Annotated in this window: 22 protein-coding genes; 11 read left to right on the forward strand and 11 right to left on the reverse strand. The window is 69.0% G+C overall.

Annotation, left to right across the window (positions count from 1 at the left end; all coding sequences use genetic code 11):
- The first annotated feature begins 9 nt into the window (after nt 1-9).
- A complete protein-coding gene (locus ACIBG5_RS11165; protein WP_396391395.1) occupies nt 10-981 on the forward strand; it encodes a GlxA family transcriptional regulator in 972 nt (323 codons plus the stop codon).
- 15 nt (nt 982-996) lie between these two features.
- Here ACIBG5_RS11165 and ACIBG5_RS11170 read toward each other — a convergent pair whose 3' ends face one another.
- Both ACIBG5_RS11170 and ACIBG5_RS11175 read right to left on the reverse strand, forming a co-directional pair.
- Nucleotides 997-1764 (reverse strand): response regulator, encoded by a 768-nt coding sequence (locus ACIBG5_RS11170; protein ID WP_396391396.1) that lies wholly within the window; start codon nt 1762-1764, stop codon nt 997-999.
- The gene (locus tag ACIBG5_RS11175; protein ID WP_396391397.1) at nt 1743-3104 is read right to left on the reverse strand and encodes a sensor histidine kinase; all 1362 of its coding nucleotides are present in this window, start codon (nt 3102-3104) and stop codon (nt 1743-1745) included. Before ACIBG5_RS11175 ends, ACIBG5_RS11170 begins: the two co-directional genes overlap by 22 nt.
- Before the next feature lie 177 nt (nt 3105-3281).
- Between ACIBG5_RS11175 and ACIBG5_RS11180 the strand changes: the two genes are divergently transcribed.
- The 3 genes from ACIBG5_RS11180 to ACIBG5_RS11190 are packed head-to-tail and all read left to right on the forward strand — an operon-like array spanning nt 3282 to nt 4845.
- The gene (locus ACIBG5_RS11180; protein ID WP_396391398.1) at nt 3282-3995 is read left to right on the forward strand and encodes a M15 family metallopeptidase; all 714 of its coding nucleotides are present in this window, start codon (nt 3282-3284) and stop codon (nt 3993-3995) included.
- 36 nt (nt 3996-4031) lie between these two features.
- Nucleotides 4032-4403, forward strand: a complete 372-nt coding sequence (locus tag ACIBG5_RS11185; RefSeq protein WP_396391399.1) for a hypothetical protein — start codon at nt 4032-4034, stop codon at nt 4401-4403.
- 55 nt (nt 4404-4458) lie between these two features.
- Entirely contained in the window at nt 4459-4845 is a 387-nt protein-coding gene (locus tag ACIBG5_RS11190) for a pilus assembly protein CpaE (protein WP_360443208.1), read from the forward strand.
- Between the two features lie 15 nt (nt 4846-4860).
- Here ACIBG5_RS11190 and ACIBG5_RS11195 read toward each other — a convergent pair whose 3' ends face one another.
- Nucleotides 4861-5577 (reverse strand): hypothetical protein, encoded by a 717-nt coding sequence (locus ACIBG5_RS11195; RefSeq protein ID WP_396391400.1) that lies wholly within the window; start codon nt 5575-5577, stop codon nt 4861-4863.
- A 64-nt stretch (nt 5578-5641) separates the two neighbouring features.
- Between ACIBG5_RS11195 and ACIBG5_RS11200 the strand changes: the two genes are divergently transcribed.
- From ACIBG5_RS11200 to ACIBG5_RS11210, 3 genes are all read left to right on the forward strand, one after another.
- A complete protein-coding gene (locus ACIBG5_RS11200) occupies nt 5642-6655 on the forward strand; it encodes an ornithine cyclodeaminase family protein (protein WP_396391401.1) in 1014 nt (337 codons plus the stop codon).
- A gap of 12 nt (nt 6656-6667) precedes the next feature.
- Nucleotides 6668-8005 (forward strand): aromatic amino acid lyase, encoded by a 1338-nt coding sequence (locus ACIBG5_RS11205; RefSeq protein WP_396391402.1) that lies wholly within the window; start codon nt 6668-6670, stop codon nt 8003-8005.
- Between the two features lie 305 nt (nt 8006-8310).
- The gene (locus ACIBG5_RS11210) at nt 8311-8961 is read left to right on the forward strand and encodes a hypothetical protein (protein WP_396391403.1); all 651 of its coding nucleotides are present in this window, start codon (nt 8311-8313) and stop codon (nt 8959-8961) included.
- Here ACIBG5_RS11210 and ACIBG5_RS11215 read toward each other — a convergent pair whose 3' ends face one another.
- The 3 genes from ACIBG5_RS11215 to ACIBG5_RS11225 form a co-directional block, all read right to left on the reverse strand.
- A complete protein-coding gene (locus ACIBG5_RS11215; RefSeq protein WP_396391404.1) occupies nt 8962-10119 on the reverse strand; it encodes an NAD(P)/FAD-dependent oxidoreductase in 1158 nt (385 codons plus the stop codon). It lies immediately after the preceding gene.
- A complete protein-coding gene (locus ACIBG5_RS11220) occupies nt 10119-11663 on the reverse strand; it encodes an aldehyde dehydrogenase family protein (RefSeq protein WP_396391405.1) in 1545 nt (514 codons plus the stop codon). The genes ACIBG5_RS11215 and ACIBG5_RS11220 overlap by 1 nt, the downstream gene beginning before the upstream one ends.
- 442 nt (nt 11664-12105) lie before the next feature.
- Nucleotides 12106-12702: a hypothetical protein gene (locus ACIBG5_RS11225; RefSeq protein WP_396391406.1), complete on the reverse strand. Its 597-nt coding sequence runs from the start codon at nt 12700-12702 to the stop codon at nt 12106-12108.
- A gap of 88 nt (nt 12703-12790) precedes the next feature.
- On the opposite strand from ACIBG5_RS11225, the gene ACIBG5_RS11230 reads away from it, so the two are divergent.
- Nucleotides 12791-13273 carry a DUF1992 domain-containing protein gene (locus ACIBG5_RS11230; protein WP_396391407.1) on the forward strand — a complete coding sequence of 161 codons (483 nt, stop codon included), beginning with the start codon at nt 12791-12793 and terminating at the stop codon, nt 13271-13273.
- Here ACIBG5_RS11230 and ACIBG5_RS11235 read toward each other — a convergent pair.
- Together ACIBG5_RS11235 and ACIBG5_RS11240 are read right to left on the reverse strand one after the other, a co-directional pair.
- Nucleotides 13266-15368 carry a thiamine pyrophosphate-dependent enzyme gene (locus ACIBG5_RS11235; RefSeq protein ID WP_396391408.1) on the reverse strand — a complete coding sequence of 701 codons (2103 nt, stop codon included), beginning with the start codon at nt 15366-15368 and terminating at the stop codon, nt 13266-13268. The genes ACIBG5_RS11230 and ACIBG5_RS11235 overlap by 8 nt on opposite strands.
- A gap of 39 nt (nt 15369-15407) precedes the next feature.
- Nucleotides 15408-15884, reverse strand: a complete 477-nt coding sequence (locus tag ACIBG5_RS11240) for a MarR family winged helix-turn-helix transcriptional regulator (protein ID WP_396391409.1) — start codon at nt 15882-15884, stop codon at nt 15408-15410.
- A gap of 97 nt (nt 15885-15981) precedes the next feature.
- Between ACIBG5_RS11240 and ACIBG5_RS11245 the strand changes: the two genes are divergently transcribed.
- Both ACIBG5_RS11245 and ACIBG5_RS11250 read left to right on the forward strand, forming a co-directional pair.
- Nucleotides 15982-17271 carry an MFS transporter gene (locus ACIBG5_RS11245; RefSeq protein ID WP_396391410.1) on the forward strand — a complete coding sequence of 430 codons (1290 nt, stop codon included), beginning with the start codon at nt 15982-15984 and terminating at the stop codon, nt 17269-17271.
- Nucleotides 17272-17385: 114 nt separating this feature from the next.
- Nucleotides 17386-18051: a hypothetical protein gene (locus ACIBG5_RS11250; protein ID WP_396391411.1), complete on the forward strand. Its 666-nt coding sequence runs from the start codon at nt 17386-17388 to the stop codon at nt 18049-18051.
- 1 nt (nt 18052) lies between these two features.
- On the opposite strand, the gene ACIBG5_RS11255 is transcribed toward ACIBG5_RS11250, so the two are convergent.
- Genes ACIBG5_RS11255 through ACIBG5_RS11265 form a run of 3 tightly spaced genes read right to left on the reverse strand, consistent with a single transcriptional unit; the run spans nt 18053 to nt 20663 of the window.
- Entirely contained in the window at nt 18053-18937 is an 885-nt protein-coding gene (locus tag ACIBG5_RS11255) for a Ku protein (RefSeq protein WP_396391412.1), read from the reverse strand.
- Between the two features lie 38 nt (nt 18938-18975).
- The gene (locus tag ACIBG5_RS11260) at nt 18976-19842 is read right to left on the reverse strand and encodes a hypothetical protein (RefSeq protein ID WP_396391413.1); all 867 of its coding nucleotides are present in this window, start codon (nt 19840-19842) and stop codon (nt 18976-18978) included.
- Nucleotides 19843-19862: 20 nt separating this feature from the next.
- Complete coding sequence (locus ACIBG5_RS11265) at nt 19863-20663, reverse strand: sigma-70 family RNA polymerase sigma factor (RefSeq protein ID WP_396391415.1); 801 nt, start codon at nt 20661-20663, stop codon at nt 19863-19865.
- 510 nt (nt 20664-21173) lie between these two features.
- On the opposite strand from ACIBG5_RS11265, the gene ACIBG5_RS11270 reads away from it, so the two are divergent.
- Nucleotides 21174-21899 (forward strand): NIPSNAP family protein, encoded by a 726-nt coding sequence (locus tag ACIBG5_RS11270; RefSeq protein ID WP_396391416.1) that lies wholly within the window; start codon nt 21174-21176, stop codon nt 21897-21899.
- Nucleotides 21900-21994: the final 95 nt, after the last annotated feature.

The raw sequence follows: 21994 nt of genomic DNA on the forward strand, positions 1-21994 counted from the left end.
AGCGTGGAGATGGGTGTACTGCGGGTTGGTGTGTTGGCGTATCCGCGATGCTTCGCGTCCGAGGTGTACGGCGTACCCGATCTGCTGACCATGGCCACCCACCTCGGCGGGCCGGACGGGACCGGGTACGACGTGTCGGTCATGTCGCCCCGCCGTCAGGTCAGCGCGTCGGGTGGTGCGAGGCTGGCGGTCTCCGCGGTCCGTGACGTCGACGTTCTCGTCGTACCAGGGTTCGAGCTCTCGCCGGATCTTCTCCTGGACACGACGCTCGCGCCGCTCGCCCCGGAACTCGCTGTGATCCGCTCACATGTTGCCACCGGCAACGCGGTCGTCTCGATCTGTGTCGGCGCGTTCCTGCTTGCGGAGGCAGGTCTGCTGGCCGGCCGCCGGGCGACGACCTCTTGGATCCTCGCGGACGAACTGGCTCGTCGCTGCCCCGACGCCGATGTCTGCGCCGAGGAGTTGGTCATCACCGACGGCGGGGTGACGACGACCGGGTCGTTCAGCGCCATGTACGACTTCGCGCTAGGCCTGATCCGGGAACATAGCGGTACCTTCGTGGCCAGGGCGACCGCGAGACTTGCGCTCGTCGACGATGCGCGGTCCTCACAGACGCCGTACGTCGACACCCGGCTGCTGCCACGGGCCGGAAGCGAGTTCTCGCGAGAAGTCATGCGCCACCTCGACCAGAATCTGGCCGACCGTTACGACCTCACTGCCCTGGCCGCCACCTTCAGAGTCAGCACCCGCACTCTGCTCAGGCGCTTCGCGGACGAGACCCACCGAAGCCCTCTCGACTACCTCCAGGCGTCGCGCGTCTCCCGCGCCCGCCACCTCCTGGAAACCACAGACCGAACCGTCGCCAGCATCTCCTCCACAGTCGGCTACAAGAATCCCGGCACCTTCGCCGCGCTCTTCACCAAGCACACAGGCCAACCCCCCAGCACCTACCGAACAGCCTTCCGCCGATCCACCACCTGACCCATGGATGGGGGATCAGTCCCAGCGGACCTCAGCTTCGCCCGGCCGGACTACCCCGGCTTCGTAGGCGACCACGACCGCCTGGACCCGGCTGGAGAGGCCCAGTTTGGAGAGGACGCTGCTGACGTGGGTCTTCACCGTGGTCTCGCTGACGAAGAGTTTGGTGGCGAGGTCGCGGTTGGACAGCCCGCGCGCCATCCACACCAGGATCTCCCGCTCCCGCTCGCTCAGATGCCCAAGCAACCCAGTCCACCGGCCATCCGGCTGCGCCGGCGCGGGCTCCGCCGTACCACCCCCGACCTGCCGCTCCAGCTCCATGCACCGCTCGAGCAGCACGCGGGTCGACGCCGGATCGACCAGGGAGTCCCCACGATGCACCGCCCGCACAGCCGACACCAAGAGATCCGGATCCGTGTCCTTCAACAGGAACCCGGACGCCCCAGCCCGGACCGCGCTCAGCACATACGCCTCGTCGTCGAACGTCGTCAGCACCAGGACCGCGGGACGCGACCGACCAGCCGCCTTGTTGGCAGTCGTGATCCGTTCGGTGGCGACGAGTCCGTCCATCACCGGCATCCGGATGTCCATGAGTACGACGTCCGGGTCGTACTGCTCGACGAGCCGGAGCGCCTCTTCGCCGTCGCCGGCCTGGGCGACCGTGGTGAGGTCTGGTTCGTGGTCCAGGATCATCGCCAGGCCCATCCGGATCACGCCCTGGTCGTCGACAACCAGGATCCGGATCGGACTGGTGTCCGGTCCGGTCAGTTCTGCGGCGGCAGCCATGCCTGCACCCTCCATCCACCCAGTGGGCCGGCCGCGACGGCCAGTGTGCCGCCGACCGCTGTGGCCCGTTCCCGCATCCCGATCAGTCCGTTGCCGCGGCCGCTTTCGCTCCGCCGGGCGGACTCCAGCACGTTCACCGGCGGTGGTCCGCCGCTGCCGTTGTCGTCGATGGTCAGCAGTTCGCCCTGCGGTCCACTCTGCCAGGTGACCCGGGCCGCGGTCGCCTTCGCGTGCACCATCACGTTGGTCAACGCCTCCTGGATGATCCGGACCGCGGTCAGGTCGGTGGCCGAGGTCAGCTGCCGCTGCCGCGGCGGCAGGCTCATCGACACGTCGATGCCGACTGCCTTCAACCGCTCGCCCATCCGCGCGACGTCGGACAAATCGGGTACGGGCGCGGTCCCGCCACCCGAGTCCGGCGACGCCCCGACCTCGTTCGGTGAGGCTGTGTTGAGTACTCGGACCGTCTCCCGCATCGCGGTCAGCGCTTCCTTGCCGCTGGCAATGATCCAGCGAATCGCCTCCCGCAGTACTTCGGGTCGTTGGTCGGCGACTCGGTCGGCGGCCTGGGCCCGGATCACCACCGCACTGACGTGATGGGAGATGACATCGTGCAGGTCGCGAGCGATCCGGGTCCGCTCGGCGACCGCGGCCCGCTCGGCCTCGACCGCGCGCAGCCGGATCAGCTCGGCGTTGCGCTGCTGCAGCAGGGCGACGTTCTTGCGCCGTCGCCGCGCGTCCGCGCCGAGCAGCACCATGCCGCAGATCAGCGCCTCGGCGAACACGAACAGCGAGACGTCGATGTAGCTGTAGAGGCTGGCCAGGTCCGTGGGCAGGTTCTGGTACCGGTCGCCCCTCAGGATGTCCCGGTTCGCATGCCCGAGCACGATGGCGACCACGGTCGGCAGTCCGATCATCAGCCCGGCCAGGCTGCCCATGGTGAAGAACAGGCAGGTGAACCGCCGTACGCCGCTCGACGCGGCCAGATACCCGACGACGAGGAGCGGGACAAGGTGGATCTCGGACTGCAGCGCGGCGTCGCTGATCTCGGGCTGGCCGAAGACCCTGATCCCGACCTGCGCGGCCAGGCCGGTGCCGACCGCGGCGTACAGGAACGGGTACAGCACCGAGACGACCACGAGCATCGTCCGCGGAATCCGCCGTACGCAGGCGACCGTGGCGACCAGGAAGACGCCGGTGACGACGGACACGGCCGGGTTCTGCGGGCGCAGGCCGCTGTCGTTGATCAGGTTCAGCACCCCGAACCAGACCACGCCGATGATCGCAGCGAGCAGCAGGTCCTGCTGCAACTGCGTCAACCGGCGCCAAAGACTCCACACGTTGCCCAGCGTAGTCAGCTCGTGTTCGCCAAGGCTTCATCTGCCCGGAGGGGCAGCCTCTCCAACTTTTGGAGGAGGCTCGGCGTCCGAATTGATACTCAGGGGCTACTTCCGCGATGTGAGGACGGTCCCTGGGGCCGATGTGGCGACCGCGCCTGATCCGAGAGGCTGTACCCCATGACGAACGACATGCCACCGCGCCGGATCGGCTCGGACCGGCTGCGGTTGCTGTCCGTGACGGGTGCAGGCGTGGCGGTGCTGGCGGTCGGGTCGTTGGTGCTGTGGCACGCGCAACTGGGGGAGATGCTTGGTCTGGCCGCGGACAAGGAGCCGGTCATCTCGACCGTGAACGCTCCGGCGAACTCCGCTCCGCCGACCACGCTGGTCACCGAGACGCCGACGTCACCGCCCACCTGGCCGTCGACCCACAAGACCACTCCGGTCAAGCCCACGAAGACCCCGAAGCCGGAGAAGTCGGCCACGACCATGCCGAAGTACGGCGAGGAGAGCATCAACGGGCTGTCGCTGACACTGCGGACGCGGCTGAAGAAGGCGATGACGGCCGCGAAGGCCGACGGCGTCACGATCAGCATCACCTCGGGCCGGCGCAGTACCTCCAAGCAGCAGCGGCTGCTGAACGAGGCGATCAAGAAGTACGGCTCGTACAAGGCGGCGACGCGTTGGGTGCTGCCACCCAAGTACTCCGCTCATGTGAAGGGCAAGGCCGTGGACATCGGCCCAGCGGCAGCCATGACCTGGCTGAACAAGAACGGCTGGCGGTACGGCGTCTGCCGCCGCTACGACAACGAACCCTGGCATTTCGAGGCGCTCACAACGCCTGGGAAGAAGTGCCCGCCGCGCGAACCGTACGGCGTGGCCGGGCCCAGCTAGGCCGACTGATCCGACAACCCCGAACAGGAGCCGACCATGACCATGACCTACGCCCAGCCGATGCCCCGGCGCTACACCCGGGCCAGGCTCGCTGTCCCCGCGCTCTGGCGGCAGGTGATCCGTGCCAGTGAGAAGGAAGACGTGGCGATCGTGCCCGAACCGGATCGGTCGGCGTACACGCAGTTGGAGATCTACGACGGCGTACTGGCCGCGTTCGAGCGCCGCGACGAGGTGGCCGACGTACTGAACGCCTCCACCGACCGGGTGATCGCCGTCCAGCGGCTGCGGGAGGAGTTCGGATTGAGCCACCTGCAGGCGACCGCGTTGCTCGATCTGCCGCTGACGAACGAGTGCCGGGACCGCATTTCCCACCGTGCCGCCGAGCTCCGTACTGCCCTGAACCGCTGACCCACGCCACGCGCGCGAACCTGCGGGGTTTGCCTGGCGTGGGGAGGATGGAGGGGTGATCACGATTGAGCAGGCTGGGCGACTGCGCAAGGCCGGGGTGCTGTGGGCACCCGCGGCAGGGGATCGTTTCGTCGTACCGGACCGGGAGATGGACGACGACGTGTTCGTGGTGAGCGACATGACCGTCGAGGTGCACGACTACCAGGGCAGCAAGGTGATCGGCTTCAACGGCACCACCGAGTGGGCCCTGGACAGCATCGAGCAGCGTGAGGTCGTCTGGCTGCCGCGCGAGGAACAGTTGCGCGCTCTACTGGGCGAGCACTTCCGCAAGCTCGAGGCGGTCCCCGACGGGTATGCCGTCGAGTTGACCGACAGCGTGCACCGGGCGGACGACGCCGAGCAGGCGTACGCCGCCGCTGTCATCCACCTCCTCGGCGCCTGAATCACCGGCCCTGAATCACCGCGGCGTGGCCGGCCGCCAGTACTGCTTCTTGTCGCTGTCCTTCACCGTGTAGCCGAGCTTCGCCACCTCGCCGCGCAGCTCGCGCAGATCCGCCTTGCCCTTGTCGCCCTGGTCGAACGCCCTGGCCCGCACCTTCAGTACGGCGTTCACCGCCGGCGGCAGGTCGGGTTCATCCTCGACCCAGCGACGGAACCGGTCCGCGTGCGGATCGCCCGCGTCCGACCAGGGATATCCATGGGCGCGGAACGCGGCCGGGATCTGCCGTGCGTCGGACTTCAGCTGATCGTGCTTCTCCCGCGCCAGCTCGCGCGAAGTGGAGTCCTGCAGCACGATCTCCTTGCCGTCCAGGAACGCGACCGTCACCTGCTCCCGCGGGACGGTCACCGTCTTCTGGTTCTTACCGAACTCGACCGACCCGTTGGTGACGGTGACCTTCAGCGTGTCCTCGAGCGCCATCCCGGCCAGGATCACGCCGGCCACCAGGCCGATCACGAGGCAGACCGCGATCACCCACCAGCCGTCCCACCCCGAGATCAGCGTCAGCGGCCCCTGGAACGGCACCCAGTCCTGCCGCGCCGCCCAGTCCGCGATCCGCGGCAGGAAGAAGCCGAGCACCAGTCCGATCAGCGGCAGTCCACCGAACAGCACCACCTTGTCGGTGGTCGAGTGCCCGATCACCGTCCGGTCCGGCGTCCGTGTGGTCGACTCCATGGCCCGAACGTAGCGCAGCGATCCGGAACTTTAGTATCGAATCACAACGACCGAAGGAGGCCGGGTGGCTGACGGGATCTGGTTGCGGTTTCTGAGTGGTCCGGAGATCGACTCGCTCGGGCTGACCAGGCTGGAGATCGTGGACGCGGTCGAGGAGGCGGTCCGCGAACACGGCGAGGGCCGGACCAGCTTCGAACCGCGCGTGCACCTGATGCCGGACAACGGCGGGATCGGTCACTTCAACATCCTGCGCGGGCATCTGGACGGCCTCGGCGAGCACGGCATCAGCGGCGTGAAGGTGGTCGGTGACTTCGTCCCGAACTACCAGAAGGGTCTGCCCAGCGAGCTGGCGATGGCGACGCTGTTCGACCCGACGACCGGCGTACCGCTCGCGGTCCTGGACGCGACGATGGTCACCGCGGCGCGGACCGGCGCCATGACCACGGTCGGCGCCCGCCACCTGGCCCGGCGCGACAGCAAGATCCTCGCCCACGCCGGCGCCCGCGGGACGGCGTGGTGGAACGTGACGATGCTGGACGACCTCTTCGATCTGGACGAGATCCGGGTGACGTCGCGGCGGCCGGAATCGCGGGAGAAGTTCGCGGCCGAGCTGTCTGCGGAGCTGTCCACGCCGGTGCGGGTGGTGGCGACGGCCGAGGAGGCGTTCGACGGCGCCGACGTCCTGGTCGAGGCGACCCGGCTGACCGAGCCCGAACCTCTTCTCCGCACGGCCGCCGTGAAGCCCGGCGCTTTCGTCGTACCGTACGGGACGATCAGCGCGGTCGAGCTCGACCTGCTCGACGTGATGGACAAGGTCGTCGTCGACGACTGGCGCGAGGCCCAGTCCGGCCGGTTCGGAGCGCTGCGTCGGCACGTGGACACCGGCCGGTTGTCGCCGGAGACCCTGTACGCCGAGCTCGGGCAGATCGTCGCCGGGCAGAAGCCGGGCCGGGAGAACGATGCCGAGCGCAACCTTTTCTGGCATCGCGGCCTGTCACTGCTGGACGTCGCGATCGCGCACCTGATCCTGCGCAAGGCCGAGGCCGCCGACGTCGGCGCGATGCTCCGGTTCCATTGACATGCTGATGACATGCTGATCAACCAGCCGTCGGACCTCGACCCCGCGAGCCCCGAACCGGTCACCATCGCGCAGCCGCTGCTCGATCGCCTGGCCGCGATCCGTACAGACCTCCTCGCCACACTTGCCTCCGGTGACGCTGTGTACGGCGTCAACACCGGGATGGGCAACCTGAGCAAGCGCTGGCTCACCGAGGACGAGCAACGCGTGCATCAACGCAACCTGCTGCTCGGCCGAGCGGTCGGCGGACCTCCCTGGCTCCCGCACGACGAGGCCCGGGCCGTTCTGATCGGCCGGCTGCGCACGTTCCTCACCGGTGACGCTGGGGTATCGGTCGAGCTGATCCAGCAGTTGGTTGCCATGATCAACAGCGGGCGGGTTCCCGAGATCCCTGCCGAAGGAGCGGGTTCGGCCGGCGAAATCATTCCGCTGGCCCACGCGTTCGGTTCGTTCGAGGTGGGTCCCAAGGAGGGGATCTCCCTGCTCGCGGGCGTGCCGGGTGCGACCGGGCGGGCTGCTCTGCATGCCAAGCGTGCACACCGTCTCGCCGACCACCTGACCGCAGTCGGCGCCGGCGCGATCGCGGTGATCGGGGCGAACCGTTCCCCGTACCACCCGGCACTGGGCCGGGGTGATGACGTCCTGGCAGCCGAGTTCGCGCGGATCCGCGAGCTGGCCGGTCCGGAGCCCGAGCCCCGAGCGCTCCAAGCACCGGTGTCATTCCGCGTCGCGGGGCACGTGGTCGCGCACGTCCGGCGGTCCATCAGCCAGTTGGATGAAGCCGTCGACCGTGCGTTCACCGGCGTCACCGACTCACCGGCGTACCTCGATGGCGAGTTCATCGGCACGGCCGGCTTTCACGGGATCGGCTTGACGGCGTACTGCGACCACCTGACCGCGGCCCTCGCCCACGCGACCGAGGTCTCCGCGGCGCGGCTGCACCGCCTGCTCGACCCGACCGTCACCGGACTCCAGGCCCAGCTCGCGTACGAGCCGGGTCCACAGGCCGGCCTGGTCGCCGTCCACAAACGCGCGGTCGCCACCACCCACCTGCTCCGCCGCCTGACGTTGCCCTCAGCAATCAGTACGGCGGAGACGTCGAACGGCCAGGAGGACGTGCAGACCTTCTCCTGGGAGGCAGTCGGCACCCTCGCGGAAGCCGTCCGGCTGACCCGCGAAGTCACCGCCTGCGAGCTCCTGGCCGTGCATCAGGCCTTCGCCCTGTCGAAGCGCCCGATCCCGGTCGGCCTCCGCGACCTCCATCAGGCGGTGGCGGACGTCGTACCGCCGATCGAGGCGGATCGCCCGTTCGGCGAGGACCTGACCAGACTGCTGGAGTCCGTGCTCTAGCTCTGGCCGGCATGACGGCCGCAGCGGACCGGAATCGGAACAAGGCCATGGCGGATGCTTCCTCCGAAACGGATGGTCTAAGTGAGGTAAGCAACCTGATTTCTCAGCGACTCAGTCATGGGTTGATCGAAAAATCCAGCGCAACACGCGGACGGTTCGCAAGCCGCAAGTAGCCTGCGGTGGGTTTGTGTCGTTGGCCACTGTGCGGGCAGGGATTCTGAACGAAGAGCTGACCCGACCAGGCTGTCGGCCCCACCGGCCGATCCACTAGCCTGACGTGGTCCGGGCGGAGATGGAGGAATTCGTTGAAGCGGTTCGTGGTCCCTCCGACCTGGCCGTCGCCGCCCCGCCGTAGTTGGGTTCCACCGAAAACCTGGCGTCCCGACCCGTCCTGGCCACCGCCTCCAGAAGGCTGGCGATTCTGGATCGACGGCAAGGGCAACCCGGTCCGCGGTCCGGTCGGCCGGTACGGCGGTCCGTCCCGCCGAGTGCTGTACGCCGGGATCGGTGCGGCGGTGCTGTTCCTCGGGATCAACTTCTGGGCCTTGTCCGCGATCGGCCTGTTCAGCGGGGACTCCGACTCGCAGGCCGTGCCGGTGGTCGACGACCGTTCGGCGACCCCCTCGGCGACCCAGACGCCGGTCGTGCCGCCGCGGACGACGCAGCCGACCTCGGTGCCACCGCCGGTACAGAAGACGACCGTGCCGCCGACCACCAAGACGACCCAGCCGACACAGCGGCCGACCAAGACCCGGACCACCGAGGAGGCGGACGAGCCGGATCCCAAGCCGACCCGGACGACCAGGACCACGAAGCGGCCGCGGCCGAGCACCACCACTCCGAGCCGCGAGGAGATCCTCCGGCAGTACTGCATCCAGCGCGGCTGGGATCCGGAGTGGTGCGATCCGGACAACTGGCCGGACGACCCGGCCGACGATCCCCGCAACGAGCCCTGATCAGACCACGTTCCACTCCGCGCGCCGGCCGTCGTACCGGAAGCGGCGCGCGTCCAGCGGGCTGACGTCGACGAACGGCTCGCGGCCCAGGTAGAGGTCACGGATGATCTCGCCCACCGCGGGCCCCTGCAGGAAGCCGTGACCGGAGAAGCCGGTGGCGTAGAGGAACCGGGACACGCCGTCGGCCTCGCCGATCAGCGCGTTGTGATCCGGTGTCACCTCATAGAGCCCGGCCCAGCCACCGGTCAGGCCGACGTCGAGCAGTGACGGCGCGCGGCGTTCCATCGCGGCGGTCAGTCGCGGCAGCCAGGTCTCGGTGCGGTCCAGACGGAAGCCGGGCTCCTCGTCCGGGTCGGACATTCCGACCAGCAGACCGGGTCCCTCACGGTGGAAGTAGAACGTGCTGCTGAAGTCGATCGTCATCGGCATGCTCTGCGGCAGATCCGGGATCGCCTCGGTCACGACGATCTGCCGTCGCAGCGGGGTGACCGGCAGGTCGATCCCGAGCGGTACGGCGAGCTCCGCCGACCACGCGCCCGCCGCGCAGATCACCGTGCGGGTTTGGACGTCGCCATGGCTGGTACGGACCGCCCGGATGGCGTTGTCGTCCGCCTCGATGCCGAGCACCTCGCAACCGGTGACGAGCGTCGCGCCGAGCCGGCGGGCGGCCGTCGCATACCCGAGTACGACGGACTCCGGCGTACAGTGCCCGTCCGCCGGGGAGAAGCAGGCGCCGGCCAGACCGTCCGGGGCAACGATCGGCGCGAGCCGGACGGCTTCGTCGACGTCGATCATCCGGGTCGGTTGACCGGCCGCGTTCTGCAGCCGGGTGCTCTCGCGGAACAGCTCGAGCTGATCGCCGGTCTCCAGCAGGAAGAGATAGCCGACGCGATGCAGGTCGATCTCCTGCCCTGGCCGCTCGCCGAACCGCGCGAAGGCCTCCAGGCTGCGAGCACCCAGCGCGATGTTGAGCTCGTCCGAGAAGTTGGCGCGGACCCCGCCGGCCGCCTTGGACGTGGAACCGGAGCCGAGCTCGTTCCGCTCCAGCAGCAGCACGCGTTCCACCCCGGCCTCGGCGAGATGGAACGCGATGCTGGCGCCCATCACGCCGCCGCCGACGATCACCACGTCGGCGGCGTCCGGCAGGGCTGCGGCCATCAGAGCAGCTGGAAGGAGAGGTCGGCCTCGACCGTCTCGGTGTCCATCTGCGCCTTCTGCAGCTTGCCCGAGTAGTCCCAGTTCAGCGACTGCCACCGGGTGAACTGGTCGAGCACCCAGATGCCGCTCTGCCGGGAGCCGTTGCCGGACTTCCCGTTGCCGCCGAACGGCAGGTGCGCCTCGGCGCCGGACGTCGAGTTGTTCACGCTGACCATGCCGGCCGAGATGCCCTGCGCGAACCGGAACGCCTTGTTCGGATCGGTGGTGTAGATCGAACTGGACAGCCCGTAGCCGGACTTGTTGCCGAGGGCAATCGCCTCGTCGAGACTCGAGTACGTCGTGATGCCGACGACCGGGCCGAAGGTCTCGTTCATGAACAACTCGTCGTCCGCACGGACGCCGTCGACGATCACCGGATGGTAGAACAGCCCGGCCGCGGCATCCCCGACGAATCCGGACCGTGGGTTGTCCGCGGTGACCCGGCCGGTCGCGCCGATCACCTGGTGGTGAGCCGCGATCCAGCCCAGCGACTTCTCGAACCCGGCGGCGAACTTCTCGTCCAGCAACGGGCCGAACAGCACGTCCTGCGCCGGATCACCCATCGGCGCGTCCGCAACGGCACGGCTGAATCGGGCGACGAAGTCGTCGTGGACCGACTCGTGGACGATCACCGTGCCGAGCGAGGTGCAGCGCTGACCCGCCGTACCGAAGCCGGAGAACAGCGCGCCCTCGACGGCCAGGTCGAGGTCGGCGTCCTCGGTGATCACCATCGGGTTCTTGCCACCGAGCTCCAGGCACGGCGTCTGCAGGTGGCGGCCGCACAACTCACCGATCCGGCTGCCGACGGCGCTCGATCCGGTGAAGCCGACCTTGTTCACCAGCCCGGCCTGCAGTGCCTGCTCGAGTCCGGTGAAGGTGTCCGGCCCGTCGGCGTACACGACGTTGAAGACTCCGGCCGGTACGCCGGAATGCGCGAAGATCTCGTAGAACGCGTCGGACACCACGGCCGAGTACTCCGCCGGCTTCCAGACGACCGTGTTCCCGCACAGCAGCGCGGGCACGATGTACCAGGACGGTACGGCGACCGGGAAGTTGCCGGCCGTGATCACGACGACCGTGCCGACCGGCCGTCGGAACGTGAACAACTGCTTGTCGGGCATCTCCGACGGGACCGTCTGACCGTAGAGGCGGCGGCCCTCGCCGACGAAGAAGTCGCAGGTGTCGATGATCTCCTGCACCTCACCGCGCGCCTCGGCGATCGGCTTGCCGATCTCGCGGGTGACGAGCGCGGCCAGCCGCTCCTTGTTGGCGGTCATCAGCCGGCCGACGTTCGCGATCACCTGACCTCGCTGCGGAGCCGGTGTCGCGGCCCACGCGGCCTGCGCGTCCCGGGCGGCCTCGGTGGCTTTGACGAGAACCTCAGGCCCCGCGCTGCCGACCGTCCCCACCACATCGCTCAGCCGAGCCGGATTGGTCGACGGCGTACGCCGTACCACGTCCGCCACCCGCTCGCCACCGATCACCGACACAACCTCAGTCGCCATGAAGCATCCCTTCGCGCACGTTTGCCCCCACCCTCACCCACCACCCCACCCCCTGCCAACCCACGCCTCCCCGTCTGGTGGGTCAGCCCATGCGCGTGTGGGTTGGCCAGCGGCGTGCGGTTGGCCAACCCGCAGGCGGCTGGGTCAGCCGACGAGCGCGCGCGCTGGGCTGGGCGTGTGCTGGCGGTCTGGTGGGCTAACCCATGCGCCTGTGGGTTGGCCAGCGGCGTGCGGTTGGCCAACCCGCAGGCGGCTGGGTCAGCCCACGAGGCGGGCGTTGGGTGGGTGTGTGCTGGCGGTCTGGTGGGTCAGCCCATGCGCGTGTGGGTTGGCCAGCGGCGTGCGGTTGGCCAACCCACAGGCGGCTGGGTGAGCCCACGAGGCGGGCGTTGGGTGGGTGTGTGCTGGCGGTCTGCTGGGTCAGCCCATCAGACGGGGACGGTCAGGGGTGGGGGGATGGGGGTGGTGGGACTTCGTTCCCCGGGTAGAGATCCGGGATCGGGATCGGCATGCGCCAGAAGTGCGACTTCGGGCTGATCATGCCGTGCCGGATCGCGATGTACCGGAGCAGGCGGAGCGGGCCGGCGATCAGGATGAAGGCCAGCGGGAGCTCGACCAGGAAGGCGCTCAGCAGCGCCTGGGTGAGGTCGGCGCCGCGGTGGCTCGTCATCGTGTCGAACCAGGCGTCGCAGATCAGCAGGACGCCGGTCGCGAACGCGGTCGGGAAGACCAGCTGTTTGCGCTTCCACCCGGCCAGTGCGGTGAGCACCAGCATCGCCAGCAGCAGGATGTCGAAGCCGACCCAGGTGGCGACCCAGTTCCGGGCGACGTAGTGACTGGGCAGGGTCATCGCCAGGTAGACGGTCCAGGGGATCAGCGCGAGCGCGCAGAGCAGCATCAGCGCGGTCCGCCACTTGCGGATCCGCTCGATCGTCCGCAGCGACGGCATCCCGCCCGGTTGGTGCGGTACCAGCCGCAAGATCAGGTCCCGCCGTTCGGCCGGAGTCATTGCCGCGATCTCTTCGTCGGTCAGGTCCACCTCTCCAGTATGTCTTGTGATTGCATTCACAAGCCGGTAGGCTGACGCCCGGAAGCAACTGTCGATGAGACAGATGAGGTGTGTGGGCATGACCGAGCGCAAGCCAGCCAACATGTCGCAGCAGGACTGGGTCGACGTCCAGATCCAGCAGGCCCAGAAGCGGGGCGAGTTCGACAACCTCGCGGGTCAGGGCAAGCCGCTGACCAAGTTGGCCGATCCCCACGATCCGGACTGGTGGGTGAAGGACTTCATCCGCCGGGAACAGATCGACTCCGAAGCGCTGCTGCCGCCCGCGGTGCTGCTGCGCAAGGAGAAGCAGAAGGTCCAGGAGACGGTCGCCCGGATGCGCCGTGAGTCCGAGGTGCGCGACTATCTCGCGGATCTGAACAAACGGATCCTGGTCAGCATTCGCGACACCACCGGCCCGGTCGTTCCGGTCGGCACTGTCGACGAGGAGGCGGTCCTGGCACAGTGGAAGGCGGATCGGCCCGAGCCGGTGCGCAAGCCGTCAGGCGCCAGGTCCGCGGAAGCCCCGCCGAAGAAGTCGCTCTGGCAGCGGCTGTTCACCTGAGCAGTTCGCGGACCGCGATCTCGATCGTCCGCTCGCTGAGCAGCACCTGACGGGACGCGTCGCCGAGCGGGACGAACGAGTCCTCCGACGCCACCCTGGCCAGCCGGCCGGTGTAGCCGTGGTCGATCAGCGCGGCCAGAACGCCTTCGGACACGCCGCCGGACCGCCGGGTCTCGTCGACCACGAGCACGCGTCCGGTGGCGGTTGCCTCACGCAACAGATCCCCGATCGGCAGTGGCGCCAGCCACCGCAGGTCGAGCACCCGGACTCCGGGCACCCGCGCGGCCACCCGCAGACTCATCGGCAGACCGTTGCCGAAGGTGACGAGAGTCAGGTCCGTCCCATCGCCGTACGTCCGGCCGCGCCCGATCGGCACCGGTTGGTCCGGGTACGGCGCCAGCCACTGATCGTCGCCGTCGTCGTACAGATCGCGCCGGTGATAGAGCGCGATCGGCTCGAGGAACACGCTGACCGTGCCGCACGATCGCGCCGCCGCGGCGCAGGCATGCAGCATCGCGGCCGCGTCGTCCGGCCGGGAGGGTGACGCGATCACGAGTCCCGGGATGTCCCGCAGTACGGCGATCGCGTCGTCGTTGTGGAAGTGGCCGCCGAACCCTTTCTGGTAGCCGTAGCCCGCGACGCGCAGCACCATCGGATTCGAGTACTGCTCCTGCGAGAAGAACTTCAGCGACGCCGCCTCGCCGCGCAACTGGTCCTCGGCATTGTGCAGATACGCCAGGTACTGGATCTCCGGGAGCGGCAGCAACCCCGAGACCCCGGCGCCGAGCCCGAGCCCGAGAATCGACTGCTCGTCCAGCAGTGTGTCGAACACCCGGGCCGGTCCGAACGACTTCTGCAGTCCGCGGGTGACGCCGTACACGCCGCCCTTGCGGCCGACGTCCTCGCCGAACACCATCGCCTCCGGGTACGACGCCAGTACGTCGGCCAGGGCGCGGTTGATCGACTGGCTCAGCGTCAACCGTTCCGTCGTACGACTGGGTCGAGGCAGCGACTCCGCGACCGCCTCGGGGTCGGGGAACCGCAGCGGGGAGGCGACGGCCTCGGCGGACGACAGTTGCGGCAGGCCCGACACCTCGGCCGCGATCCGCATCACCTCGGACCGCTTGTCCTCGTACAACTCGATCACGTCGTCCGCGTCCAGCCCGGCGCCGAGCAGGAGCCTCGCCGTACCGAGCAGCGGGTCCAGCTCCTCGTCGGCCACGAGCTCGGCGGGCGATCGGTACGCCGCTTCCACGTCGGAGCCGGCGTGGCCGAGCAGCCGGACGGTCCGCAGCCGGAGGAAAGCAGGCCGCCGGTTCCGCCGGACGAACGTGGCCGCCTCGGTCGCCATCGTCAGCGCCGCGGCCACATCGGTGCCATCGGCATCGAAGTACCGCAGGCCGGGCCGCGATCCGTAGGCCTGCCTGATCCAGCCGTCCGGGGTCCGCACGCTGATGCCGATCCCGTTGTCCTCACAGACCAGCAGCAACGGCATCGGCAGGCCCTGGTACGACGCGTGCAGCGCGGCGTTGATCGCGCCCGTCGCGGTCGAGTGGTTCGCCGACGCGTCGCCGAAGCTGGTCACCACGATCGCGTCGGACGGCCACGGCGACGGTACGCCGAGCTTCGCCGCCCGGGCCAGCGAGAACGCGACACCCATCGCCCTGGGCAGGTGCGAGGCGATCGTCGACGTCTGGGGGATGATCGCCAGGTCGTGCCGGCCGAACACCTTGTGCCGGCCGCCGGCGATCGGCTCACTGGTCGCGGCCGCGACCCCGAGCAGGATGTCGCGCAGCCCTTCCTTCGAGCCGGCTTGGTCCGCGCGGGCGAGGTAGAACGCGCCGGAGCGGTAGTGCAGCAGCGCCGGATCGGTGGGCCGGAGTGCGGCGGCGACCGCGGCGTTCCCCTCGTGGCCGGCGGATCCGATCGTGTAGTAGCCCTGCCCCTGCGACTGCATCCAGCGGGCCGCGAGGTCCGCGTGCCGGCTGCCGAGCTGAGCGTCGTACAGGCTCCGCAGTTGGTCGGCCGTGTAGTCACAAGGGACGGGCTTGAGGGCGCGGACGCGCTCGGCGTACCGCTCGTCGACGGCGGTCACCGGGCGGATCCTGCGTCGACTGGGGCGGGGCGGGCGCGGTCAGAGTCCGCAGTCGAAGCCGGCGTCGTTCGGGTTGGCGTCGGCCAGGACGTCCAGGATGCGACTCGCGCGTCGAAGGTCCTCATCTGATACATGATCGGCGAAGAACGTCGAGACCACAGCTTCGACCACGGGTTGGGCAGCCGCGAGCGCCTCCCGCCCGGCCGGAGTGAGCTCGGCCCAGGTGGCCCGGCGGTCCTCGGGCGTGTTCCGGCGGACCACCCAGCCGTCCTTGTCCTCGAGCTTGCCGATCAGGCGGGTCGCGCCGCTGCGCGAGATCATCAGCTCCTTGGCCAGCGGGGCCATCCGCATCCGGCCGCCGGCCTGGTCGAGGGCCTGCAGGACCTCGTGCTCGAAGTAGCCCATCTTGAGCCGGCTGCGCAGCGTGTTGTCGAGATGGGCATAGAGCAGCGTGTCCGCGCGGTACAGCGCCCGCCAGGACTCGAGTTGCACGGCACTCATCTGCTTCGTCGGCATGGGCAGCAGTCTACGACGATGAGTACGCAATACAACTGTTGACGCGTGAACTGTTCTCCTGTGTATGCTGACCGGACGTTGCCGAGAGGGGGATGTCGTGGGCTCGATCCGTTGGAAGGCCGTGCGCCCGCTGCGGCACCGGGATTACCGGCTGCTGTGGACCGGGCTGGCGGTCGCTCTGCTCGGTAGCGGGCTCTGGCTGGTCGCGCTGGCCTGGCAGGTGATCGAGCTCGGCGGCGGACCGGTGCAGCTGTCGGTGGTGACAACGGCGTACAGCATCGGGCTGGTGGTCTGCGTGCTGTTCGGGGGGATCGCGGCGGACCGGTTGTCGCAGCGCAGCGTGATCGTCGCGGCGGACGGCGTACGCGGTCTGGTCCTGCTGGTCGTCGCCGGGCTCGCGTTGACCGAGCTGCTGGAGGTCTGGCATCTGGCGACTGCGGCAGTGCTGATCGGAGCCGGGGAGGCGTTCCTGATCCCGGCGTACACGGCGCTGGTGCCGAAGCTGTTGCCGGCCGACGAGCTGCTCGCGGCGAACGGACTGGAAGGGACGCTGCGGCCGCTGGCGCAGCAGGCGACCGGGCCGGCGCTGGGCGGTCTCGCAATCGCCGCGATGTCGCCCGGGATCGCGATCCTGATCACGGCGCTGACCTACTTCTTCTCCGCCGGCTGCGTCCTCTCGATGCGCGTGCGGGCGACTGCCGGCCAGGCGCCGGTGGACGACGTGCCGCAGACGATTTTCGGCGACCTGCGCGAAGGATGGGCCTACGTACGACGTACCCGGTGGCTGCTGGCGTCGCTGCTGTTCGGCACGGTGTTCGTGCTGCTGATCCTCGGGCCGCTGGAGGTGCTGCTGCCGTTCGCGATTCGCGACCAGCTCGGTGGTGGGCCGAGCGATTTCGGTCTGGTGCTGGCGGCGTTCGGCGTCGGAGGTGCGGCCGGTGCCTTGCTGATCTCGTCGCGGAGCCTGCCGCGGCGGTACCTGACCGTCATGACGCTGATGTGGGGCGTCGGCTCGCTGCCCTTCGTGCTGCTCGGGTTCGCCCGGGAGCTGTGGGTGATGGCAGCGGGTGCGGCCGTGGTCGGAGCGACCGGATCGGCCGCGATGGTGATCTGGGGCACGTTGCTGCAGCGCCGGGTCCCGGACCGTCTGCGCGGACGCATCTCCAGCCTGGACTTCTTCGTCTCGCTCTTGCTGATGCCGTTGTCGATGGCGTTGGCCGGCCCGGCGGGTGCCGTGTTCGGATTGACGGCGGTGTTCATCGTCGCTGGTGTCGGCCCGGCAGTGGTGTCACTGTTGGTCGTGTACTTCGGCCGGATGCCGTCGGACGAGATCGCTCACCCGCTGGACCATCCCGTCACGCCGGCCGACTCGCCCAGCGCCGCCTGATTGCGCGGCCCCGGGGCGGGGAACGGTGCAGAGGGGCTGTTCGTTCTCCGGGGTAGAAGTGTGGTTACGGGGTGGGTGACACGTGAGGTGTTCTGTGGCGACGAGTGAGTTCCGGTGAGGGGTCATTCCGCGTTGATGCGGCGGATGGCGATCGCGGCCGGACTCGGTGTGGGGACAGCAGGGGTGCTCGCGGGCGTCCTGCTGCTGGGCCCGCTCGCGGCCATGATCCTGCTGACGGTGGTGTTCGCACTGGTCTGGCCGCTGGCCGCGGTGATCCGGCACGTGTCGGACGAAGCGCCGTACCAGTCGTCGGCGACGGTCGCGGCCACTGCGGCCGCTGCTGTGCTGTGTTTGCCAGGGTTGGTGCGTCTGCTGGCCTGGGGCGCGGTCGGGTTCGCGGTGGCGCTGATCGCGGCGACGCTGTTCGTGCTGCTCGACCTGGTCCTGCCGGAGCGCCGGCACCGTACGTCGCGGCGGCGGCGGAAGCTCGAGCGGATGTCCGAGAGGCAGGGGTTCGAGGACGAGGCGCTGATCGCGTCACTGCAGTGCCCGCTCAGCATCGAGGAGTTGTGCGGCGTCTGGACCGAGACCGCGACCCAGCTTGCCCAAGGTGCCGGCCCACGCGACCGCCAGGCAGTCGCCGAGGTACGCCGGATCTGCCTCGACGAATTCGAACGCCGCAACCCCGACGGCTTCCACCGTTGGCTGGAAGCCGGCGCGCCCGCCAACCCGGGCAGCTACCTGCTCCCCACTCCGGGAGACGGCCCGACCGCCCTGTGAGTCAGGCCGCCTTCCTGCTCCTGGCGGACCTCTTGGCCGTCGCCTTCTTCGCCGTGGTCTTTTTCTTCGCGGTGGTCTTCTTCGCAGGCGACTTCCTCGTGCCGCGGGACTTGCGCGCGGACTCGACGCTGGCGCGCAGCGCGGCGACGAGGTCGGTCGGGTTGGTGGCCTGCGGCTCCTCCTCGGCGAACACGACCTCCTTGCCCTTGTGCTTGGACACGACCAGTTCCTTCACCCGCTCGGTGTAGGTGTCCTTGTAGGCGGACGGTTTCCACTCGCCGCTCATCGCCTCGATCAGGTCGGTCGCCATCGACAGCTGCTTGCCCGCCGACGACTTGCCCGGCAGGTCGTCCAGCTCGTCGGCGGGATCGCGGATCTCGTCGGCGAAGAACATCGTCTCCAGCACCAGAACCTTGCCCTTGGCCCGGATCGTGGCCAGATACTCCTTGTCACGCATCACGAACTTCGCGATCCCGGCCCGGTTCGTCTTCGCCAGCGCGTCCCGCAGCAGCGCGTACGACGACGCGTTGTCGCCGTCCTTCGGACCCAGGTAATAGCTCTTCTGGAAGTGGATCGGGTCGATGTCGTCCAGGTCGACGAAGGTGGAGATCTCCAGCGCCCGGGACTTGCCCGGCGCGATCTCGTCCAGCTCGTCGGGCTCGACGATGACGTACTCGCCACCGCCGACGTCGTGACCCTTGACGATCTTGTCGAAGTCCACCTCCCGGCCGGTCCGCTCGTTCACCCGCTTGTAGCGGATCCGGTCCGAGGTGCCCTTCTGGAACTGGTGGAAGTCGAGCTGGTGCTCGTCGGTGGCGCTGTACAGCCCGACCGGCACCGAGACCAGTCCGAAGGTGATGAATCCGCTCCAGATCGACCGCGCCATCCGTCTCTCCTCTCGTACCGCCCCCGCCGGTACCCAGTTCAGAGCCGGTTGTACCGCTTGCGCGCCTCCCGGCTCTCCTTCTGCGCGTCCCGGGCGGCCCGGCGGGCGTCGTCGAGCTCCCCGCCCAGCCGTCGTACCAGCTCCTGTGCCTCGGCCAGAGCCTCGCGCGCGTTGTCGAGCTGGGTGTCGAGATCCTCGACCGTGGATTCGGCCTCCTGGGCCGCGGTAACGGCGTCCTCGAACGCCTTCTTGGCCTTCGCCTTCTCGGCGGCCTCGCGTTCCTCCTCCCTGCGCTCCGCGGTCTCGCGCTTCTTCCGGGCAGTGGCCGACTCCTCATCGGCCTCGGCCTGCTGCGCCTTGCGCCGGTCGCGGGCGGCCTGGCGGCGTTCGTCGGTGAGCGGGGTGACGTTGGTCGGTTCGCCGGCCTCGTCGACGACGCCGAAGCCGACGTGCCGCAGCGCGCTGCTCAACCGGCCTTCGCGTACGGCGTCGCCCGCGGCCGGATCCACCAGCGCCGCATCGAGCGTCTCGCGCAGCTTCTGCCCGACGTCGGCGCTCACCTTCTGACCCTCGTCGCCGGCGACCCGGGTGGCTTCCTTGGCGAGCTTGTCCAGCAACTGATGGCGTCGCGGTGTCAGCTCACGCAGCCGGTCGCCGTCGAGATCGGTGGTCGCCTCGCGGAACTCGTCGCCCAGTGCGAGCAGGTCGTCGAGCTCGTCCGGCAGCTTGCGGGCGATCAGGTTCGTCACCCAGGCCGCGACCGTCGGCTTGCGCATCGCCTTCAGCCGGGTCGACCCGAGCTGGTCGCCGTCCGCCTTCAGCTGCTTGGCCAGCTCGTTGCGAGTAGCAATGAAATCGGCAGCCGGCGCCGCGTAGAGCGCATCCGCCGCCTCCTCGAAGTCCATGGCGGCGACGCTACCCGGAATTACCCTGTGGTGGGACCGGGACGCACGACCAGTTCGGCGCGCAGCCGCTCCAGGATGCCGCGGAGCAACCGGGACACCTGCATCTGACTGACGCCCAGCTCGTGGCCGATCTCCTCCTGGGTCAGCCCGTTGCGGAACCGGAGTTCGAGGATCCGCTTGTCCCGGTCGCCGAGGTTCGCCACGGCCGGCGTGAGGGTGTGGACGTCCTCGACCAGGTCGTAGCCGTCCTCGTCGTCGGCGACCGAGTCGAGCAGGCTGATCGTGCCGTCGACCGTGCCGGGCGCGTCCAGCGACAGCGTGCTGAAACAGCCGCGGACCGAACTGGCCTCGGCGATCTCGGCCGGGTCGGTGCCGAGCGCCTCGGCGGTCTCCTCGGCGCTGGGCACATGTCCGAGCCGCTGGATCAGCTCAGGCTCGGCGGCCGCGATGCTGCCCTGCATCTCCTGCACACGGCGCGGCGGCCGGACAGTCCAGGCACAGTCGCGGAAGTAGCGCTTCAGCTCGCCCCTGATCGTCGGTACGGCGTACGAGAGGAACGCTGTGGACGCGTCCAGCCGGTAGCCGTTCGCGGCCTTCACCAGGCCGAGGTAGGCGACCTGTTCGAGATCGTCGGGGTCCACGCCCTTGCTGCGGTAGCGCGAGGCGATCGAGCGGGCGACGGGTGCGTTCAGAATCACCACCTCGTCGAGCAGCTGCTGGTGCCGCGGATCCGGCACCTCATGGGCTTCGAGCAGGAGTTCATGGGTGGTTTCGGCTATGCGCTGCTTGGAATCCTCAACGCTGACAGCTGCGATCGTCACGGGAGGGACCTCGTCGTGTCGTCGTATCGTGCAGGTCGGGTGGCATCAGGGCTGAACCACTGACTCCACCAGATCAAACTCAGCCGCTGGTTTCAAGTAGCGAGGTGTTACAGGTGTTTGAAACACCTCACGTCTGCGCTCGCTGGGTCGCGACGGCTGGATGATCACATCCAAGGCCTCGTTGTCGTGCAGGACGCCAGGGCGTGCACCGCGGGTCAGGGGAGGTTTCCTACCCCGGTCCAACCCCGGTCCGGGCAGTTGTCCTCCCCGGACCAGGTTGTTGAACTCGCCGAACCGGTTTGGGGAGGCCGCCGAGCCCGCCGACGGCACCCCTCACGAACTGGCGGCACAGAGCCGGTCATCGGGTAACAACCCGCCAGCGGGCAGACCTGCCAGTGAGCAACTCACCTGCCGGCGAGTCCGCTGGAACCTTGGAATCGATGGTCTGGCGGTGCGGGCGAGCGCCGAAGCCTGACAGCATCTGTCAGGTTTCAGTGCTGGACTGGACCCATGGACGACTGTTGCGCCGTGGTGGACCTGCGGCAGTACACGCTGCATCCAGGGGAACGCGACACCTTGATCGAGGTCTTCGACGAACATTTCGTCGAAGGGCAGGAAGCGACAGGGATGCACATCGTCGGCCAGTTCCGCGACCTCGACGAGCCGGATCGGTTCGTCTGGATCCGCGGTTTCCCCGACCTGCCGACCCGCGCCGACGCGCTGAACGCCTTCTACTCCGGGCCGATCTGGCGCGAGCACGCCGCCACGGCGAACCGGACCATGATCGACTCCGACAACGCGCTCCTGCTCGCGCCCGTTCAGCTCGGCGCCACGTATCCCCGGCAGGACTCGCCCCGCTCAGCGCGAGGGACGACGGACGTTCCCGACTCGGTCGTGGCCGGAGCCGTCTACCACCGAGGTGCGGCAGCTGACGGCTTCGTCGAGTTCTTCACCGATCACGTCGTACCGGTCCTGACCGCCACCGGCGCGGAGCCGGTCGCCGTGTTCGAGACTTTGGTTGCCGAGAACAACTTTCCGGGGCTGCCGTTGCGGGACGAGATCGTGCTGACCTGGTTCGCCCGCTTCCCGGACGACGCGGCGTACGACGAGCATCGCCGGCGGCTCGCGGCGTCGGCGGTCTGGCAGCGGCAGGTGCTGCCGGAGCTGGTCTGCCGCTCGGCCGCGCCGGCCCAGGAACTGCGGTTGCGTCCGACCGCCAGATCGCAGTTGCGGTAAATGCGTTGCGCGTCCCCGAGCTGGCGTGCATCCTGAAGCAACCGTGCGGCGACGAACGCTGCCTGGACCTAGGGAGGGCTGACGGATGGCCATCA

The organism is Kribbella sp. NPDC050241, assembly GCF_044459685.1.
In the GTDB taxonomy this organism is placed as follows: domain Bacteria; phylum Actinomycetota; class Actinomycetes; order Propionibacteriales; family Kribbellaceae; genus Kribbella.

Coding starts and splice junctions, on each gene's coding strand:
- ACIBG5_RS11165 (WP_396391395.1), top strand. CDS start 10: ATGGGTGTACTGCGGGTTGGTGTGTTGGCGTATCCGCGATGCTTCGCG.
- ACIBG5_RS11170 (WP_396391396.1), bottom strand. CDS start 1,764: ATGGCTGCCGCCGCAGAACTGACCGGACCGGACACCAGTCCGATCCGG.
- ACIBG5_RS11180 (WP_396391398.1), top strand. CDS start 3,282: ATGACGAACGACATGCCACCGCGCCGGATCGGCTCGGACCGGCTGCGG.
- ACIBG5_RS11185 (WP_396391399.1), top strand. CDS start 4,032: ATGACCATGACCTACGCCCAGCCGATGCCCCGGCGCTACACCCGGGCC.
- ACIBG5_RS11195 (WP_396391400.1), bottom strand. CDS start 5,577: ATGGAGTCGACCACACGGACGCCGGACCGGACGGTGATCGGGCACTCG.
- ACIBG5_RS11205 (WP_396391402.1), top strand. CDS start 6,668: ATGCTGATCAACCAGCCGTCGGACCTCGACCCCGCGAGCCCCGAACCG.
- ACIBG5_RS11215 (WP_396391404.1), bottom strand. CDS start 10,119: ATGGCCGCAGCCCTGCCGGACGCCGCCGACGTGGTGATCGTCGGCGGC.
- ACIBG5_RS11220 (WP_396391405.1), bottom strand. CDS start 11,663: ATGGCGACTGAGGTTGTGTCGGTGATCGGTGGCGAGCGGGTGGCGGAC.
- ACIBG5_RS11230 (WP_396391407.1), top strand. CDS start 12,791: ATGACCGAGCGCAAGCCAGCCAACATGTCGCAGCAGGACTGGGTCGAC.
- ACIBG5_RS11240 (WP_396391409.1), bottom strand. CDS start 15,884: ATGCCGACGAAGCAGATGAGTGCCGTGCAACTCGAGTCCTGGCGGGCG.
- ACIBG5_RS11255 (WP_396391412.1), bottom strand. CDS start 18,937: ATGGCGCGGTCGATCTGGAGCGGATTCATCACCTTCGGACTGGTCTCG.
- ACIBG5_RS11260 (WP_396391413.1), bottom strand. CDS start 19,842: ATGGACTTCGAGGAGGCGGCGGATGCGCTCTACGCGGCGCCGGCTGCC.
- ACIBG5_RS11270 (WP_396391416.1), top strand. CDS start 21,174: ATGGACGACTGTTGCGCCGTGGTGGACCTGCGGCAGTACACGCTGCAT.